The following is a 17072-nucleotide window of genomic DNA, read 5'->3' as shown; positions in this document are numbered from 1 at the left end:
GCGGTCCATCGTCCGATCCCTGTTGCCGGCACGCGTGGCCCATTCCGACAAAGCAAAATTATCTAATGATCTCAATAGCCCGAAAGGCTGCAAAATATCGGAATAGCACCAGAAAACATTGCCGAGATTCGAAGACTTCCAATCTGAATGGAGACCGGCTTCTCGATCATCTTAGCGCGATAGGAGGTCGCGTCGAGGCGGCTTTAGGCGAAAGATTTCAGAAGGTACCGTAGGTTTTCTGGCTGTGCGGAAAGGCGGTAGCGCTCCCCCGCTACCATCTTTCCCAAGGGGCTGCATGGAACTTCCGCCGCCAAAGCCACTAATAGCGAGCCAAATTGGCAGGTCCCCTACCTTCGAGATGCTTGTCGATTGTCCGTTTCGCTGCAGCGATCGCTTCCTGGGTACGTTGATAGGTCATTGTTCTGATCGTTTGTCCGCCAGCGATCGGCGTGGCTTCCACCAAGAACCCGCCGCCGGGTTGCTCGATAATCACCAATCGGTGCGCTAGATATTCAAGTTCGTCCGTCACGTTGGTAATCTCGTTCTGGATTTCGGAACAGGCGGGTAAGGCCCGGAATGTTCCAAATGTCGAGGTTGGTCTTCCGGGCGCAGCAAGCTCTGCGTTGGTGTCAGCGCTCTCCCGGCCACCAACTCGATGGCGGTGCAAAATCCTGACGAGTTGAAGACTGCGGCGGTACGTAAATGTTTCTTACCTAAGAAGGAGTAGGCTCTGGGCTTGACCGACGCCTTGGGTCGAAGCTGGCACTGAAGCGCTAGCCGTCGTGGGATTGAAGGTCGCACGCGACGCAAAACAAGCCGCTAGGAATTCGCCATTCCGCGCAGGATACGCAAGCGTGGGTCAAGGCGCGCCGCCGGTCAATGAAAGAGTTTTTCGAGCTCCACGAGAATATGCATATGATCCTTCGTGGTAACCGTCATCGCGCGCTGCGACCGTGTTGGATCTTGTCGGGGTTGACTGGCGAAATGGTGATCACGATTGCGGGTTGGACCACGCAGACAATGGACACCGCCCGACATTGCCGGGTGGGTGGCCGCGGGTCGATGCTGAACTCATCGGGCTCGCTGCGAAGTTTGAGCCGTTAGTGCGCGAATACTACGCGCGGCATGCAGAGTGGGCGCGAAGGCAAAAGCACTCGTTGCATTCCGGCACGCCAGTCCGCTTTGTACGGGTGATCGCGAGTTCTACTTTCAAGACGAAGCCGCCTTTCAGAATCTGTTCGTTGCAGTCGCTGAGTTCTGTGGGCTTGCGGGTAGTCATCGGGCCACGGGGTACGCAATGCCCGAGTGGCCGAACGTCGAGCAGCAAGATGAAGACGACGAGGCGGCCTGAAACGGGCTAGCTCGCGCTGGTTCAGGAAAAAGACGCCGCCGGTCTCAATAATACACGCCCGGCGGCGTTTCCCTCCTGAACTGGGACGCTGAAATCCCCAGCACCAAGCAAACTGCAGGGGCTGTGCCACGGGCCAATGACGCATCAAGTGCGCGTGATATGTGAGGCCGTTCACACGCGATCATCGCAAGTCGGCCTAATGCACCGATGGGTGGCAACTCGGTGTCGGAGAATTGTGATGCCGTTTTTCAGCAGCCAAAGCTTGGCGTCAGCAGCCGCTGCTTCAGTGCTCAGTATTCTCGTCGTGGGAGCGCTTGCCTTTTCGGCCGTTGGTTATGTGGAGTGGTCATCGGGCGTTAATCTGATCCATTTCATGGGCCGGACTGCCGCGGATGCCTCAACGCCGGTTCTGCCGCTCAAGGGGCGAACAGGTTGCGAGCAGGGCAATAGGCCGCTGCCCGCGCTTTCTCTACCGCTCGAATGACGCCGACCTAAAGCGACAGCGCCCGATGTCCCTAGGAGACTAAACCGCCAGACGGGCAGGCAGGGCCTCATCGCCTGCTGGCGACGAGCATCGGCGAGTTTGTGCCTGGCTCGGGCGCCCCATGGTTGCCCATATGGCAATGCCTATGGCCAGCGCTAACAGCACGGTCTTTGTAGCAATCTTGTCGCCAGACATCTTGAGACGCCTCTCATGCGTCAGCGTGGCAAATCTCAAAAACTACGCCGCCGGGCCCGAAATGGTTTGTCCCGGCGGCGCCCTGTCATTCCCAGCGCTAGGGCCCTGAAATTCCCAACGTCACTTGCTTAACAGGTACCCGGAGTGACGGCTGTTGCCTAACTCACACAAGGTCCAAAAGAGGAGCCGACGCTCAGGGCCGGTGCGCCAGCTCCTCCGAAACGTGACCGTGCTGCGTCCCCAACGGTCCCGTCCCTCAGAGAAGCCTGCGCCGATCACGTTGCTGATTTGCTAACGCCTCGGGAACAAGTGGGAATGCGAAGAGTCAATTCGTTGCTCCCGCGATCAGGTGCCCCCCCGACCGGGAGTTGAGTGGCGACCCTGGTGCCCCCAGCGCCGGGGTCGCTTGTATGCGTCCCCCTGAGGCTCTCGGCAAGTGCGACGTCGAGTGCAATTCAGGCTGCCGCGGATGTACCGGCATTCTGCCTGAACCGAGGTGGCTCTTGCTCACCGGCACCCGCGCCCCCAGCAGACGAAACGACGGCCTCAGCGATCCCCAAGCTGGGGCCGTTTTCGCGTTTTGTGTGTAGAATTGGCCGCGGGCGCGGAAGACACGCCATCGGGGCCCGGGCTGTTGCGGCGAACAGGGAGGCGATTGGGGAGCGTTTGTCGTCGACCAGATGGGCTTACAGGCACCTGCGGGATTGCTTGCCATCCACACCAACATGCCCGCCACCGTTCCAGCCGACGAGGCCCTCAAGGCCGGCAACCCACCGCCGTCCAGTCTCTCCGCAGAGGAACGACGCGCCTATGAACAGCTGGTCAGAACTCTGGCGCGAACATGCTCACCGGAGGTCACCCATGAAAAGATTGGAGGCGATGCGCCAGTTTTCGGCGTAGCTCGAGTGGTAGGCTTTAGCCCACGAGCTATGGGAGTGCTATGGTCACCATTGTCAATTTGGGATTGGAGGACGTTTGATTAGTGCTCGACCAAACGCGCCGATCATTGCTGCCGCCTCATGATCTCCACGATCATCGAGAATGCGATGAAGCGTCCTCGCACTTTCTTGGAATACGGGCAAAAGCGATGGGTCACGTTCGCACAAGACACCTGCGATACACAGTGCAAGGGCCTCCACACCCATCTTCGCTTGAGCTAAAGGATCTGCTGCCATCTTTTCCTGCCTCCATCGACAGTTTAATCGTACACTGCGCGGTCCCGGGCTCAGTTTTTGTGACGACGCTCGCTCCGGGAGGTGATCAGGCCCTTCAATTCCTCGACAAGACGCCGCCTGATGAAGTTGCGTTCTGCGTCAGTCAGTTGAGTGTCCAACAGCCGCCGGTACCGCCGTACATTTGCTTCGCGAGTCCACCGAGCATCCGCGCGGGATACTCTCAACGGCCGATGCCGCTTCGTCGCAGCATGTCGTTCGGAATCGCAAACGGCGCGCACCGGCTTGCTCAACCGAGGCAGCTGCATCGCCATTCCACCGCGCGGCGGCGGATCCTCCTCGTCGTCCAGCCGCTTCAGCGCCGCCAGGATATCGGCGAGGCGCAACCGATGTGGAATGCCAGGGATCTCCCGCAGGGTCGGTTGCGATTCGATGACGTACATATCCGATGCCCAGGACGATAGGATGACGCGCTTCTCGTCTGTCGAGAGCCGCGCGTCATTCAATACATCGCCAGGTGAATTGTAGTGGGATACTGAATGAAATAGCGACTCATTGATGTTGGCATTGCGATTGACATGGCTCATGTCGTGCCTCCTGTTTCTCCGTTCGCCCAGAGGCGCGTTGCTGAAGGCTTGAATATAGAGGTCGGCGACGGTCATACGCCGCCGACCTCTGACGTTAGTTGCTGTTGATCGCGATACGCTTGACGTTCGACCGTGACTGCTCGGACCTCGGCAGCGTCACAGTGAGGACGCCGTTCTTGAAGTCGGCCTTCGCCTTATCTTCCTCGACGCCATCAAGCGGAATCTGGCGCTCGAAAGAGCCGTAATATCGCTCGCTGACGAACTTGGAATCGTCGCTGCGTTCTGCTTTCCTTTCACCCCGGATTGAAAGGATGCCGTTGGCGATTTCAACCTGGACATCCTTTTCGCTGAGGCCTGGAAGCTCGGCGGAAACCGTAACCTCCTTATCGGTTTCATTCAGTTCCAGGCGTGGCCAACTAAACTGGCCCTCCATCAACGGAGCGTTCCTGCGACCGAATGAGCCGAAGCCGCGAAAGGCGTCATCGAACAGACGGTTCATCTCACGGTGAAGCGTGAGAAACGGATCGAATGCCTCTCGTCCGGTTGAGAGTTCTTGCCCTTTGCCCCAGGGAACGAGATCCCGAATACCCATGATATCCTCCTTAACTTGACATGCAGCTGGTCAGCGCACGGACGGTTACCGTCCGTGCGTGTCTTGGCCCAATAGGAAGCGGGCTCAGGCCGCCTTCTGCGTGATTTGTCCGCCAGGAGCGCCACTTCCGATGGCAATACGCCGAGGCTTCATGGCCTCGGGGATTTCGCGCACGAGCTCGATCCGCAGCAGACCGTTCTCGACCATTGCCGACTTGACCTGCACGTAGTCGGCGAGGCTGAACTGTCGCTTGAACGGACGCGCCGAGATACCCTGATAGAGGTATTCGTGCTGGTCCTTGTCGCCCTTGCGGCCTTCCACGGTCAGCACGTTCTGCTCAGCCGTCACCGAAATCTCGTCCTGGTTGAAGCCGGCCAGTGCGACCGAGATCTGGTAACGGTCCTCTCCGAGCCGCTCGATATTGTAGGGCGGGTAGTTGTCTTCGGACCGATGCTGGGTTTCGTCGAGAAGATCGATGAGGCGGTCGAATCCAATACTCGAACGCCACAGGGGAGCGAAATCGTATGTCCTCATAGCCAAGTCCTCCAGAGAGCAAGATGGATACGAAGGAGCGCAAGACGATCGGTGCAAGACACCTGTCCGGCGCCCTGGTTGCTTTGCCGAGCCCAACTTGGCGCCCGGTACCGCGCGTAAGCGGCAAAAATCCAATTAGAAAAACGGCGATCAGTTTCAAGAGCGTTCGCAAAAATTTTCTGGCTTGGTTTTAGTCGGGTTATTCCGGCCCGCGCACCGGAACCGAGTTCGGGCAGTTGGCTCGCGAGGGCACGCCGGCCATCTGCGGCCGGGTCGGGAGACCGCTCAATGCTGAACCTCGCGCGGGACCGGAAAAGTTTGCACTTTGTCCCTCCCCGGGCGTGCCATTGCGGTATTTCTATTTGCTCTGGAGCCGGCTGCCGTGCAAAGGCTCACCACGAAGGCACGCGTCATATGAGATCCGTTGCGCAGCCGGCGCGGAAGCCTAGCTTGCAACTGACCTGTCAGAATCTCAGCCGGCCAATCCGGGCAATTCGCTCCGCAGGCCAGTCATAATGAAGTTCACGCCTATCTCTGCCGATCAGCCTAACGGGTCATTGCCAGCCTGCGTTATTCTGACGAAGGTGCCGTTCTCGCGGTACTTGAGCCACTTCATCGTTTCCTCGGCATACTTCAGGCCAGCCCAATACTCAGCCGGTGTAGCTTATTCCGGTAGAGCATTGGGTAGTTAATCTTCTCGATCTAGATCCGGCCGCCCTAGATCGGCTCGAATGCGCGAGCGTGCTCCATGATCCTGCGGGCGGCTTTCTCGGGACCGACGTAAGGACGATCTGCGGTCAGTTTCATCGGCGGTATGGAGAATTAGCTACTTTTCTGCGGGGCTGCCGTTCTGTGCGCATTCATTGGAAAATATGGCGCTCTCACGGCAATCGAAAGCGAAAGAGATCGACGAAGCTACAGTATTGGTTCGATCGATCGATGCATGGCCGACGTCGATTACACCAGTCACCGAGTCCTACAGCCTCAGCGATGAAGAGAAAGTCAGCCTCGCTTAATTTGAAGGTCAAAGCCCTACCGCTGTTCAACCCTAGTGCGCCACAAGGCATCGAAGGTATTTTGGCGAGATGGTGTCCATTCTTCTGAGCCGATCAGATCGCTGGGCTTCTCTATGAGTGCGCTTGCAAGCTCCTCGGTGGGACGTGCCTGCGTCGAAATCCGCGCGGGCCACTCCAATAAGGATTTTGAAAGCATGGGCTTGCCTTCGTACCAGCATTTTCGTCCGTCGATGAGGCGCCAAGACCAATACTCGCGCAGATTTGGGGGCATCACCGCACTGCATTGCTGTTTCGCCTGCGCGGTCGGCATTCCAATCAATAGGAAAGTAGCGATGCGAGCGGCCAAAGGAATAAATGAAAATTGCCTCTTCATCGGAACACTTAGAGACTACTTCGTTGCCGCAGTCGACTTACAGCAACGACCAAGTCGGGCCGCTCAAGAACCTCAACTAACTTGTCGAGTATGCGTTCACTGTCGTGGGGGCGGGGCAGAAGATACTCGTCCAATATGCACAGGGCTTCGCTGACGGCATCAAGAGCCAACTGTTGATCGGTCATCGCTTCTTACCCATTCGAATTGATGGAGCTGCAGTTTTCAAGGAAGCTTAAAGATCAAGTCATCTTTTGGACTTATCCCATCAAATTTTATTTCAAGGCGCCGCGCAACCCAAGAAAGCTCTCCGGTCTAGCTTGCGAAAATCGGCAAAGCGCCACCAGAGGATCGCGCCCTTAGGTCACGGACACCAAAAAGTCGGCGGAAAGCAGTCAGTCCCCCCGCCGTTCGTGAGCCGCGATCCCTTCGATCGGTGCCGAATAGTCAGCGTTGCACCAAGTTGCGTGGACGCCGATGAGGCCGATTGACAGCCGGCTCCTCTAAGCGCTCGGATGCGCCCCCGCCGAGGCCGTGGCCTGAAAGCAAACGGGCCGGCGCAGGGCCGGCCCGTTGCGTTCCTTGCCGGTGCGAGCTGATCAGGCGGCCTTCATCGGCATGCCCATTTGCATCATGTTCATCGCGCTCTCGCAACACTTCATGAACATGTCCTTCATGGCCGGGTCCATCGGCATCATCTCGCAGGTCATGCCGGCGTCAGTCATCGTGCGCTTCATCTGGCAGGGCATCATCATGGCCATGTTCATCATCGGCATCATGCCGCCGGCCATCGATGGGTTCATCATGCCGCCCATCATCATGGGCATCGGCATCATCTGCATTGCGGTGTTCATCGTCATTCTCCAAGGTCAGAGTAGGAAGCAATCGTTTGTTTCGCCAAATTAGATAGAGTGCGCTGCGATATTCGCGAAGAGGGAAAATTCCGTCTCGTTCGCTTTCGTCCAAGAAAATGGAAGGCCTGCAAGATGAGAGGGCGGGCATGTTCAAGAAAACAGATATTTATCTGCTAAATTGGATAGGCATTCATGGGCTACGCTTCTCGTAGCGCGGCCGAAACGTCCGGCGTGCTGGCGGACCGACGGGTGCAGCGCGATGCAAAGCGGTGACGGGGCCGGTTCGCAACACGCAGGCTCTCATCCAGCCCTCTAGCCGGGCCGCCGATTGCCCTCGCTGGCAGCCGGCAAGACATCTTGCGGATGCTTGTTGTGATGCTCGACATACTCAACGAGCGTATCGTCGGGATGACGGACGAGCATGTTGCGTCCTGTCGGGACCGCCTTGGGCGCCTCCAGTATGCTGGCGCCTACTGTCGGCAGATGGCTGGCGAAGGCGTCAATGTCCTCTACCAGAAGCGTCAGGTGGGTCGGCCGAAACCGCGTCAGGCTTTCATCCGTTCCCGCGATAAACAGAATTGATGCGACTTGCGCGAGCCTGAGGTCGTATTGGGGATAGTCGAAGCGAAGGTGCGCCTTCTGACCGATCAGCGTCTCGTAGAAGAGGACAGTCTCGTCGAGCCGTTCCAGCGGCAGATAGCGTCTGGCCAGGATGTTGAGTATTCGCGTGAATCTTGTCCCTATTGGCGACCGGGTCTCTGTTTCCAATCAGACAGCCGGCGTAAGAGCGTACGGCGCCGTCTGCGCAACGTCTCGATTGCACGATCGATCCGCGCAAGCTTGTCCTGCATGATTGCCGAACAATTGAGTCCGGGACGACCTGGACCGTCTTCAAGTGCGGCCAGGAGATTGCGAATCTCGCGGGTTGAGAATCCGGAAGCAATCAGGTCTCGCACCCACGCAGCCCGGTCGACGTCGAGCGCCGAGTAGCTTCGATAGCCGTTTGGTGTCCGTCGCGGAACAATCAAGCCTTCATGTTCGTAGTGGCGGAGCACGCGGGCGCTGACGCTCAGACGATCGGCTGTCTCTCGAATTCTCATCATACTCTCCGTCGATGGGTCGCTTAGCACCTTCTCATTAATGTCAATGTCAAGCGCAATGCGCTCTGGCTTGCCGAAGACAATGTCGGTCCGCGATTGAAGGGCGACGATGCTTCAAGGAGACGATTTTACTTGTATCGTCGAAGCGCATTATCCCGTTGTCGCTGGGCTTTGGTCATCTTTGAAAAGACTATCCCGGAACGAGCGCCTAGCATGTCACGGGTTTGCAATCGTGAGTGCATGCAATGAATACCCCTCGTGTCGACAGTGGGCGCCCTGTTGCCAGCGTACGATCGCCGATTATCGTTAATCAGCTCGGAGCGGAAGTGCGCGCTGCGCTGATCGAGCATTGGTCGCGACCCCTGATCATCGATCATCCTGCGGATCGGCCAGCTTGGGAAATCGCGCCGGAGGCCGATGTGCTGTTGACGCGGCCGCTGGCCGGCTGGAGCAAGGCTCCCGCGGACAGGCCGGCAGGCTGGCCGTACGGCTTGCGGTGGATCCAGACCGCGTCGACCGGCGTCGATTTCTTTCCGACATGGCTGCTCGACGGTCCGGTGGTCACCGTTGGGCGCGGCATCTCGGCGGACGCGATCGCCGAATATGTCCTGGCGGCGATCCTGGGCTTTGCCAAGCGAATCCATGAGATCCGTCCGCGCAACCGGCAGGAATGGAAGATCACCCCGCTCGGTTCGCTCAGTGGCAAGACGGTTGGGATCGCAGGGTTCGGTGCGATCGGCCACGCGGTTGCCGAGCGGCTGAAGCCATTCGGTGTCGAGATCAGGGTGCTCCGGCGCTCCTCATGGCGATATGCCATTCCGGGTATTGTTCCCGTCGACAGTGTCGAGGCTCTCGTCGCCGCAGCCGATCATCTTGTGATCGCGCTGCCGGCGACTCCCGAGACAGTGTATCTGATCAATGCGGACGTGCTGGCGCACGCGAAGAAGTCCCTGCATCTGATCAACGTCGCGCGTGGCCGCATCATCGACCAGCAGGCGCTGTTGCGGGCGCTCGACAACGGACAACTCGCCGGTGCGACGCTCGATGTCACAGATCCGGAGCCGCCACCGGATGGCGATCCAATCTACAGCCATCCCAAGGTCGTTCTGACGCCACACGTCTCCTGGACGGGGGCGGATGACGTCAAGCGGCTGGCCGACAAAACGCTGGTCAATCTCGACGCCTATGCGCATGGCGTGCCTTTGGCCGACGTCTTCGACAAGAAGCTTGGATACTGAGCGAGGAACCCTTGAAAATGAACAAGATCGTCGAGAAGCCGAAGAAATACTCCCTGGTCGAGCGTCTGCCGGCTGCTTCGTTCGAGGAGGAACGGCTGCATCGCAAGCAGCGCCTCGCGGCAACCTTCCGGCTGTTTTCCCGCCATGGGTTCGACCAGGGGCTTGCCGGGCATGTTACCGTTCGCGACCCGGAATTCCCGGACCGGTTCTGGATCAATCCGCTGTCGAAGTACTTTGGCCAGATCAAAGTGTCCGACCTGCAATTGGTCGACCACGCCGGCAACATCATGATCGGCGACAAGCCGATCAACCAGGCGGGCTTTGTGATTCATTCGGCGATCCACGCCGCCCATCCCGAGGTCATCGCTGCCGCCCACACCCATTCGACCTATGGCAAGGCCTGGTCCGCGCTCGGCCGCCTGCTCGATCCGCTCACCCAGGATTCGTGTGCGTTCTATGAGGACCATGCGCTGTTCGATCCGTTCTCCGGTGTTGTGCTGGAGGCGGAAGAGGGCAGGAAAATCGCGGAGGCGTTAGGATCGAAGAAAGCGGCAATCCTGCAGAACCATGGGCTGTTGACGGTCGGACCGACGATCGAGGCGGCCGCCTGGTGGTACATCGCAATGGACAATGCAGCCCGCACGCAGCTGCTCGCGGAGGCGGCCGGTACGCCGAAGCCGATCCCGCACGAAGTGGCGAAGTTGACCGCAGGTCAGGTTGGTACCCACAAGGGTGGCTATTTCAGCTTCCAGCCGCTCTGGGATTGGATCAGCGAAGCCGAGCCGAATCTGTTCAACTAGAGCATGATCCGGAAAAGTGGAACCGGTTTTCCGAAAAGATCATGCTCAAAGAGATGAGATCGTGATGCGTTTCCGCGGAAACGCATCATGATCTAGCAATTTCAGTGTTCGCCGAATGGCCTGGAACCGCGAGGGAGATAAAGGTGAGCCCGCGACAGGAAGCAGCCGTCAACAAGCCATCCAGATCGACCGGTGGCCGTCCGTGGACGGAGAAGTACAAGCTCAGAGGCATGGCGAAGTCGAACACGCCGGTCGAGAAGATCGCGCGAAGTCTCAATCGCAGCATCGCCTCGACCGCGACGGCAGCAGCCAGGCTCGGCATCGTACTGAACGACCAATCCGGAACGCTCCAGTCCCCGTCCGGCTAACAGCTCGTCCACGGTTTCGTATGATCGCCCGCTGCGTGTACATCGTCGAGACGACCGGATCGCAAAGGTTTGCCTTCGAAGCGAGAAGCCGTGACGATGCGGAAGGGTTGACACGGTCGGCCCGGTTCACCCGCGCGTTCGACGGCTTTTGTTCGAAGCGGCTCGGTGCGGAGAGCATTGAGACGCGCCTGCGTGTCGCGACCGATCAGGAGGCGGCGGCTTTCCGAGAGCGTGCTGAGGAATTCGCCGACGAAGGGAACGGCGTGCTGGTCGCTTATCTCGGATCGGATGCGCCGGATCGCGCGTCGCCTCTTTAGTCTCGCTCAAGCGCCGAAGAGAAGTAATTTCCATCTGCACGTTCAGTTCTGGAGCGTCACATGCGCGGCCGCGGAATCTTTGGTGATTCGCAGCGCTGACGTTTACGCACCAAAGCGATAATATCGCTGCAACAAAATCGCCGCGGCACTGTCCGCGCGCCAACGTGGAGTAGCAGCAATCATGGCGCTCGACGGACCCATCGCTCCCCGCAGTCTCACCGCGAAGCTTCACTACCTCAAGCGTGGAGCGGAAAAGCCGACCTTCTATCGAATCGAACCACCTCCCGGCGTGCCGCAATGGAACGGCATCGACGATGAGCGCGAAGTGCTAATCGAGGATGCGCGTGGTCGCGAGACAGAATTCTCGCTGGACCGCAACGGCTTCGCCCTGGCCAAGGCGCCGACGGCCGTCGCCAGCTTTTACGATCCGGAAGAGATCAAGCGGGTTTATTACCCGGAGGTCGAACAACTGCTGCGTGCGGCCGTCGGCGCAAGCCGTGTGTTCATCTTCGACCACAACGTGCGCAATGCCAGCGTTCCAGGTCTCGCTCCGCCTTCGCGGCAGGTGCACAACGATCACACGGTCAACTCCGCGCCGCGCCGCGTCCGCGACCACCTTGGAGCCGAAGCGGACGAACTGCTGAAGCATCGGTTTGGCATCGTCAATGTGTGGCGACCGGTACGCGGTCCGGTACTGGACTCGCCGCTGGCACTGTGCGACGCGCGCTCGTTTACGGACGACGATCTGATTGCCAGTGACCTTGTCTATGCCCACGTTCGCGGCGAAACATCCCGGGTCGAGTACAAACCGACGCATCGCTGGTACTATTTTTCCGAGATGCAGACCGACGAGGCGCTATTGATCCGGATATACGACAGCGCCAGCGACGGGCGCGCGCGGCTGTCGTTTCATACCTCGTTCGAAAATCCGTTGGCACCGGGCGCGCCGCCGCGCGAAAGTATCGAGGTCCGCGCGTTGGTGTTCTTTCCGCTTGCGGCGTGAACAGACATCTCGGCGGCGCAGGACACTAGCGCCGCCATTAAGGGTGGCGCGCTCGCTCATCGCCGACAGCCGTTTGATCGACAGTGCGTCGTATCCTCCCGGCCTCGTGACGCCCGAAAGCCGAGCTCTGCAGAGAAGAGCCTCTCCGAGGCGCGTAACTTTCAATTTCCGAGAAGAGCCCGAGCCCGGACGGGAGACACGGAAGTAGCTCAGCGCCGCCCAGCTAGGCGGACTTCGCTGTGCGACTTGCGAATCGTAGTTTTTCATTCCGCGTCGTATTGGTCGGCGTGTCAGATCTTGCAATCTTGTAGCGCCGCTGACAGTTCCGCAATTAATTGCTGATGCGCGCGGGCACGAGCGCCTAACCATCATTCACTCGGCAAGTGATTTGCCCTGATCGAGGAATGAGGTGGCGTGCATGTCTGCTCAGAATACTCCGTTGCGAGATTCGGCTTCGCGGCTGCGCGGTTCGGATGACATCGCCCTTCTTTCCGCAGCCGACTTGATCGAACATTATCGGGCAGGAACGCTCTCGCCGGTTGAAGCGACCCAGGCTGTCCTTAATCGCATCGGTCGTCTCGACCGCCATGTCAACGCTTTCGCGCTGCTGGACGCCGACGCCGCGCGCGTATCGGCGCGCGAGTCCGAAACTCGTTGGAGACGTGGCGAGCCGCTCGGTCCAGTCGATGGCGTGCCGGTGGCGCTCAAGGACCTCATTCTCGCCAAGGGATGGCCGACGCTGCGGGGCAGCCGGGCAATCGATCCGGCGCAAGACTGGAACGAGGATTCGCCCGCCACAGCCCGGCTGCGGGAGCAAGGCGCGGTGCTGCTTGGCAAGACGACGACGTCGGAATTCGGTTGGAAGGGGCTCGGCGACAGCCCGTTGACCGGCATCACGCGCAATCCCTGGAACGTCGCACACACGCCGGGCGGCAGTAGCGGCGGGGCCGCGGCCGGCGCGGCCCTGAGTTTCGGGCCGCTGCATGTCGCGACGGATGGCGGCGGTTCGACCCGGCTTCCGGCGGCGCATAGCGGCGTGTTCGGGTTCAAGCCGACCTTCGGTCGCGTTCCCGTCTATCCGCCGTCGCAGAACGGGACGCTTTTCCACGTCACGCCAATGACACGCTCCGTGCGTGACGCGGCCTTGCTGCTCGATGTGATCGGGCGGCCCGACGGACGCGACTGGACCGCGCTGCCGCCGGCCGAGATCTCCTGGCAAGCGGAGCTCGAGCAAGGTGTCCGTGGCCTGCGCATCGCATTCAGTCCGAATCTCGGCTACGCACAGATCGACGCGCAAATTGAGAGGATCGTTACCGAGGCGGCCAACACGCTTGCCGGGCTCGGGGCGATCGTCGAGCAGGTCGATCCGGGTATCGAAGATCCGATCGATTTGTTCCAGACCTTCTGGTTCGCTGGCGCAGCCAAGCTCCTGGCCTCGTTCGATCCCGCCCATCGTGCCTTGGTCGAGCAGGGCCTGCAAGCCGTGGCCGAGAAGGGCCGGGCGATCGATGCCGTCACCTATCTGCGGGCAGTCGATCGCCGCGAAGCGCTCGGTCGACATTTCAATCGTTTCCATCAGGATTGGGATCTGCTGCTCACACCGACCACGGCGTATCCTGCTTCGGCGATCGACGCGTCGGAGGCCGATCTCGTGATCCGGCCGATCCGCTCCCCCTTCACTTATCCGTTCAACCTGACGCAGCAGCCGGCGGCCTCGGTGCCGGCAGGCCTTACCGACGCAGGATTGCCGGTGGGTCTGCAGATCATAGGAGCGAAATTCACAGATACCACCGTTCTGCGCGCCGCACGCGCGTTCGAGCAGGCGAAACCATTCCCGCGCCCACTGGACCCGTCATGACCGAGCAATCCCAACGCCCTGACCTCGAACTACCGCAACTGGCAAATGCCTATGCCAGCGGCGCGCTCACGCCGTCGACCGTGGTCGAGCAAATCCTGGACGAGATCACGCGCCGCGGCGCGGACGGCGTCTGGATCAGTGTCGTGGCGCGCGAGGATGCGCTTGCGCGAGCTGCGCATCTTGAGTCGTTGCCGGGGCGGGAGCGGCTGGCTCTGCCGCTCTGGGGCGTTCCGTTCAGCGTCAAGGACTGTATCGACACGGTCGGCCTGCCGACCACGTCGGCTTGTCCGGCATTTTCCTATCAGCCGGCGAAAAACAATCCGGCAGTCGAACGCCTGCTGGCGGCAGGCGCGATCTTGATCGGAAAGACCAATATGGATCAGTTCGCGACCGGGCTGGTCGGGGTACGCTCGCCATATGGCGTTGCGCGCAATCCCTTCGATCCCGCTTACATTCCCGGAGGATCCAGCTCGGGCGCGGCGGTCTCGGTTTCGGCAGGACTGGTCAGCTTTGCACTCGCGACCGATACCGGCGGGTCGGGACGGGTGCCGGCGGCCTTCAACAATGTCGTCGGACTGAAGCCGACCCGCGGATTGATCAGCGGTGTCGGATCGGTCGCGGCCTGCCGCTCAATCGAGACGCTCTCGATCTTCGCGCTGACGGTTGGGGACGCGCAGGCGGCGCTTGAGGTCGCGCGGGGGTACGACGAGGAAGATCCGTTCTCGCGCACCGGGTCGCCAGCGGCAGTTCGTCCGCTGCCGGCGGAATTCCGCTTCGGTGTTCCCGCTTCGCGATGGTTGGACTTTTTCGGCAATGTCGATGCGGCTGCGCTGTTCAGCAAGGCAGTCGAGCGGTTGCAAGGCCTCGGCGGCCGCAAGGTCGAGATCGACTACGCGCCATTCGCGGAGATCAACGATCTTCTGTTCAAAGGGCCGTGGCTGGCGGACCGCTATGGTGCCCTGCGACACTTCGTCGACGAACGGCCCGAAGCCCTATTCCCGGTCACCCGCGACATCCTGCTTGGAGGGCGTGGCGTTTCCGGCGGCGACGTCTTCGCGGCGCAACAGCGGCTGAACATTCTGAAGCGCCAGATTGAGAAGCTCTGGAACGAGATCGACATTCTCATCGTGCCGACCACCGGCACAATCTACCGCATCGACGAGGTCGCGGCCGATCCCATCACGCTCAACGCGCGGCTCGGGACGTATACGAACTTCGTCAATCTGGCCGATCTTTCGGCGGTAGCCGTTCCCTCGGGATTTCTGCCTAGCGGCCTGCCACAGGGCGTCACCGTGATCGCCCCCGCCTTCGCCGATCATCACGCCGCTGCCCTGGCGCGGCGCTTTCACGGCGCCGGCCTTCCGCTCGGTGCACGCCACCTGCGTCCGGCCGCGAGTTCGGCTCATGCCCACCGAGATAGGGAGACCGTATCGTGACGTCTATTGCCACTTTTTTTGCCAGATCGAGCAGGATCGCACGAGCCGCGGCTGTCACGCTCGCGGCCGTGGTGGCGCTGGTGAGCACGCCCTCACGCGCTCAGGAGATCGCGATCGGTGAAGGGATTGCGCTCGGCTGGGGCCAGTTCTTCGTCGCCGACCACGACAAGACCTGGCAGAGGCAGGGGTTGACGCCCAAGGTTTCGACCTTTGCCAGTGGCCGCCTGGTGTTGGACGCGCTGGTCGGTGGCGGCGTGGTGATCGGCACGGCGGCGGAAACGCCCGTGGTGTTCGCCACCCTGAACGGGCTGCCGGTGCGCATCATCGGCACGTTGAACCGTCATGAGCCTTTCGATCTCGTCGCCATCAAAGAGATCAAGACCGCCAAGGATATCAAGGGTCGGCGTATCGGCTATTCGCAGGGGACGAACGCGCATTACTACCTGTCCAAGCTGCTCAGGCAGGAAGGTCTGGCGTGGTCGGACGTCACGGCGGTCAGCCTAAACCCCGGCGATTTCGTCAGCAGCCTGGCGGGCGGTGCGATCGATGGGTTCATCTGGACGGAGCCCCATCTGTCGCAGGCGATCGCGCAAGGAGCGGACAGGTTCCACATCATCCGCTCGGAGGGCCTCTACAAGACCTTTTCAACAATCATCACGTTGCAGTCGACCATCGACAGCACGCCGGACCTCCTCGTCAAGGCAATGAAGGCGCTGCTCGAAGCGGACGACAATATCAGGAAGGACCCCGATGCCGCGGCCACGCTGACCGCTGAACGCATCAAGCTCGATCCCGTGATCGCAAAAGCGTTCTGGAAGCGGGCAAATTTCAAGCTCGAACTCGACAAGGCGTCGTTGGTATCCCTGATGGAGGAGCAGGCGAATTGGGCCGTCGACAATAAGCTGGTGCGGCCCGACGCAAGGATTCCGGACTTCAACACGGTGGTGGTGACATCAGTGCTGGATCGGGCGGGCCGGGAAAAGGGTGATCGACCGCAATGAATGCAAGGGTGAAGCTTCCCTCGCGGGCCGCCGTCAGTGAACCGCTGATCACGTGCATCAAGCTCGGTCATGTCTACGATTCCGGTCGTGGCCGCACCGCCGCGCTCGGCAGCATTTCGCTCACGATCGACCGCGGTGAATTCGTTTGCGTTCTCGGGCCGAGCGGATGCGGCAAGACCACGCTCCTCAACATCCTGGCCGGATTTGTCATGCCCGCGCACGGCGACGTTCGCGTGGGCGGCCACGCGATCGAAGGGCCGAGTTCCGAACGCGGCGTTGTGTTTCAGGACTACTCCCTGTTCCCATGGCTGACCGCGCAGGCCAACGTCGAGTTCGGGCTCCGGATGGCGGGGCGCGTCGCCCGTGAACGAGCGAAGATTGCGCACGATCTGCTCAGGCTCGTCGGCCTGCCCGATGTCGGGGCGAAGTACCCTTTCGAATTGTCCGGGGGAATGAAGCAGCGCGTCGCCATCGCACGAGCGCTTGCGACCCGCCCATCGCTGCTCCTGATGGACGAGCCGTTCGCGGCACTCGATGCGATGACGCGCAGCTCCCTGCAAGCCAAGCTGATCGAGATTCACCGGCAGGAGCAGCCAACCATCCTGTTCGTGACCCACAACATTGCCGAAGCGCTCGCGCTTGCGAGCCGGCTGATCGTCATGTCGCCGAACCCGGGACGGATCGTGGAGGATATCAGAGTCGATCTGCCGCGTCCGCGTCGTCGGACGGCGCCGCGCTTCCACGAACTTTACGAGCACGTCGCACGGGCGATCGGCCTGGAAACGGCGGAGTAGAA

General features: G+C 60.5%; 19 protein-coding genes and 1 pseudogene. 13 read left to right on the top strand and 7 right to left on the bottom strand.

What is annotated here, in order from left to right; translation table 11 throughout:
• Positions 1-319: 319 nt before the first annotated feature.
• Positions 320-529 (bottom strand): hypothetical protein, encoded by a 210-nt coding sequence (locus ACVI1L_RS06685; RefSeq protein WP_156436216.1) that lies wholly within the window; start codon positions 527-529, stop codon positions 320-322.
• A gap of 1060 nt (positions 530-1589) precedes the next feature.
• On the opposite strand from ACVI1L_RS06685, the gene ACVI1L_RS06680 reads away from it, so the two are divergent.
• Both ACVI1L_RS06680 and ACVI1L_RS06675 read left to right on the top strand, forming a co-directional pair.
• Positions 1590-1835, top strand: coding sequence for a hypothetical protein (locus ACVI1L_RS06680; RefSeq protein ID WP_156436217.1), 246 nt, complete (start codon positions 1590-1592; stop codon positions 1833-1835).
• Between the two features lie 839 nt (positions 1836-2674).
• A pseudogene (locus tag ACVI1L_RS06675) lies at positions 2675-2860 on the top strand (epoxide hydrolase); the annotation flags it as partial.
• Between the two features lie 395 nt (positions 2861-3255).
• Here ACVI1L_RS06675 and ACVI1L_RS06670 read toward each other — a convergent pair.
• The 3 genes from ACVI1L_RS06670 to ACVI1L_RS06660 all read right to left on the bottom strand — a co-directional run bounded on the left by ACVI1L_RS06670 (position 3256) and on the right by ACVI1L_RS06660 (position 4915).
• Positions 3256-3864, bottom strand: a complete 609-nt coding sequence (locus ACVI1L_RS06670) for a hypothetical protein (RefSeq protein ID WP_057017336.1) — start codon at positions 3862-3864, stop codon at positions 3256-3258.
• A 19-nt stretch (positions 3865-3883) separates the two neighbouring features.
• On the bottom strand, positions 3884-4381 hold the full coding sequence (locus ACVI1L_RS06665) for an Hsp20/alpha crystallin family protein (RefSeq protein ID WP_245311465.1): 498 nt from the start codon (positions 4379-4381) through the stop codon (positions 3884-3886).
• Between the two features lie 84 nt (positions 4382-4465).
• On the bottom strand, positions 4466-4915 hold the full coding sequence (locus ACVI1L_RS06660; protein WP_057017338.1) for an Hsp20 family protein: 450 nt from the start codon (positions 4913-4915) through the stop codon (positions 4466-4468).
• Between the two features lie 23 nt (positions 4916-4938).
• Here ACVI1L_RS06660 and ACVI1L_RS06655 point away from each other — a divergent pair, with 23 nt between their 5' ends.
• A complete protein-coding gene (locus ACVI1L_RS06655) occupies positions 4939-5109 on the top strand; it encodes a hypothetical protein (protein ID WP_156436218.1) in 171 nt (56 codons plus the stop codon).
• 838 nt (positions 5110-5947) lie between these two features.
• Here the strand turns inward: ACVI1L_RS06655 and ACVI1L_RS06650 are convergent.
• Positions 5948-6304, bottom strand: a complete 357-nt coding sequence (locus ACVI1L_RS06650; protein ID WP_156436219.1) for a hypothetical protein — start codon at positions 6302-6304, stop codon at positions 5948-5950.
• A 570-nt stretch (positions 6305-6874) separates the two neighbouring features.
• Between ACVI1L_RS06650 and ACVI1L_RS06645 the strand changes: the two genes are divergently transcribed.
• On the top strand, positions 6875-7207 hold the full coding sequence (locus ACVI1L_RS06645) for a hypothetical protein (RefSeq protein WP_456782561.1): 333 nt from the start codon (positions 6875-6877) through the stop codon (positions 7205-7207).
• 260 nt (positions 7208-7467) lie between these two features.
• Here ACVI1L_RS06645 and ACVI1L_RS06640 read toward each other — a convergent pair whose 3' ends face one another.
• Both ACVI1L_RS06640 and ACVI1L_RS06635 read right to left on the bottom strand, forming a co-directional pair.
• Positions 7468-7923 carry a VOC family protein gene (locus tag ACVI1L_RS06640; RefSeq protein ID WP_456782560.1) on the bottom strand — a complete coding sequence of 152 codons (456 nt, stop codon included), beginning with the start codon at positions 7921-7923 and terminating at the stop codon, positions 7468-7470.
• The gene (locus ACVI1L_RS06635) at positions 7896-8255 is read right to left on the bottom strand and encodes a MerR family transcriptional regulator (RefSeq protein ID WP_456782559.1); all 360 of its coding nucleotides are present in this window, start codon (positions 8253-8255) and stop codon (positions 7896-7898) included. The genes ACVI1L_RS06640 and ACVI1L_RS06635 overlap by 28 nt, the downstream gene beginning before the upstream one ends.
• Before the next feature lie 326 nt (positions 8256-8581).
• On the opposite strand from ACVI1L_RS06635, the gene ACVI1L_RS06630 reads away from it, so the two are divergent.
• From ACVI1L_RS06630 to ACVI1L_RS06590, 9 genes are all read left to right on the top strand, one after another.
• Positions 8582-9493, top strand: coding sequence for an NAD(P)-dependent oxidoreductase (locus ACVI1L_RS06630; protein ID WP_245311467.1), 912 nt, complete (start codon positions 8582-8584; stop codon positions 9491-9493).
• Between the two features lie 17 nt (positions 9494-9510).
• Entirely contained in the window at positions 9511-10293 is a 783-nt protein-coding gene (locus tag ACVI1L_RS06625; RefSeq protein WP_456782558.1) for a class II aldolase/adducin family protein, read from the top strand.
• Between the two features lie 143 nt (positions 10294-10436).
• Positions 10437-10661 (top strand): hypothetical protein, encoded by a 225-nt coding sequence (locus ACVI1L_RS06620; protein ID WP_456782557.1) that lies wholly within the window; start codon positions 10437-10439, stop codon positions 10659-10661.
• A 35-nt stretch (positions 10662-10696) separates the two neighbouring features.
• Positions 10697-10978 carry a hypothetical protein gene (locus ACVI1L_RS06615; protein WP_456782556.1) on the top strand — a complete coding sequence of 94 codons (282 nt, stop codon included), beginning with the start codon at positions 10697-10699 and terminating at the stop codon, positions 10976-10978.
• Between the two features lie 181 nt (positions 10979-11159).
• Positions 11160-11981 carry a CmcJ/NvfI family oxidoreductase gene (locus tag ACVI1L_RS06610; RefSeq protein WP_057017343.1) on the top strand — a complete coding sequence of 274 codons (822 nt, stop codon included), beginning with the start codon at positions 11160-11162 and terminating at the stop codon, positions 11979-11981.
• Positions 11982-12399: 418 nt separating this feature from the next.
• Positions 12400-13839: an amidase gene (locus tag ACVI1L_RS06605; protein ID WP_456785520.1), complete on the top strand. Its 1440-nt coding sequence runs from the start codon at positions 12400-12402 to the stop codon at positions 13837-13839.
• Positions 13836-15275, top strand: coding sequence for an allophanate hydrolase (gene atzF / locus ACVI1L_RS06600; RefSeq protein ID WP_057017345.1), 1440 nt, complete (start codon positions 13836-13838; stop codon positions 15273-15275). The genes ACVI1L_RS06605 and atzF overlap by 4 nt, the downstream gene beginning before the upstream one ends.
• Positions 15272-16276 carry an ABC transporter substrate-binding protein gene (locus ACVI1L_RS06595; protein ID WP_456782555.1) on the top strand — a complete coding sequence of 335 codons (1005 nt, stop codon included), beginning with the start codon at positions 15272-15274 and terminating at the stop codon, positions 16274-16276. The genes atzF and ACVI1L_RS06595 overlap by 4 nt, the downstream gene beginning before the upstream one ends.
• Positions 16273-17070, top strand: coding sequence for an ABC transporter ATP-binding protein (locus tag ACVI1L_RS06590; protein ID WP_456782554.1), 798 nt, complete (start codon positions 16273-16275; stop codon positions 17068-17070). The genes ACVI1L_RS06595 and ACVI1L_RS06590 overlap by 4 nt, the downstream gene beginning before the upstream one ends.
• Positions 17071-17072 lie beyond the last annotated feature (2 nt).

This window comes from Bradyrhizobium sp. USDA 4516, from assembly GCF_054055915.1.
This window is presented reverse-complemented; position numbering and strand designations above follow the sequence as displayed.

Coding starts and splice junctions, on each gene's coding strand:
- ACVI1L_RS06610 (WP_057017343.1), top strand. CDS start 11,160: ATGGCGCTCGACGGACCCATCGCTCCCCGCAGTCTCACCGCGAAGCTT.
- ACVI1L_RS06665 (WP_245311465.1), bottom strand. CDS start 4,381: ATGGGTATTCGGGATCTCGTTCCCTGGGGCAAAGGGCAAGAACTCTCA.
- ACVI1L_RS06590 (WP_456782554.1), top strand. CDS start 16,273: ATGAATGCAAGGGTGAAGCTTCCCTCGCGGGCCGCCGTCAGTGAACCG.
- ACVI1L_RS06625 (WP_456782558.1), top strand. CDS start 9,511: ATGAACAAGATCGTCGAGAAGCCGAAGAAATACTCCCTGGTCGAGCGT.
- ACVI1L_RS06655 (WP_156436218.1), top strand. CDS start 4,939: ATGGATACGAAGGAGCGCAAGACGATCGGTGCAAGACACCTGTCCGGC.
- ACVI1L_RS06650 (WP_156436219.1), bottom strand. CDS start 6,304: ATGAAGAGGCAATTTTCATTTATTCCTTTGGCCGCTCGCATCGCTACT.
- atzF (WP_057017345.1), top strand. CDS start 13,836: ATGACCGAGCAATCCCAACGCCCTGACCTCGAACTACCGCAACTGGCA.
- ACVI1L_RS06635 (WP_456782559.1), bottom strand. CDS start 8,255: ATGAGAATTCGAGAGACAGCCGATCGTCTGAGCGTCAGCGCCCGCGTG.
- ACVI1L_RS06605 (WP_456785520.1), top strand. CDS start 12,400: ATGTCTGCTCAGAATACTCCGTTGCGAGATTCGGCTTCGCGGCTGCGC.
- ACVI1L_RS06680 (WP_156436217.1), top strand. CDS start 1,590: ATGCCGTTTTTCAGCAGCCAAAGCTTGGCGTCAGCAGCCGCTGCTTCA.
- ACVI1L_RS06660 (WP_057017338.1), bottom strand. CDS start 4,915: ATGAGGACATACGATTTCGCTCCCCTGTGGCGTTCGAGTATTGGATTC.
- ACVI1L_RS06670 (WP_057017336.1), bottom strand. CDS start 3,864: ATGACCGTCGCCGACCTCTATATTCAAGCCTTCAGCAACGCGCCTCTG.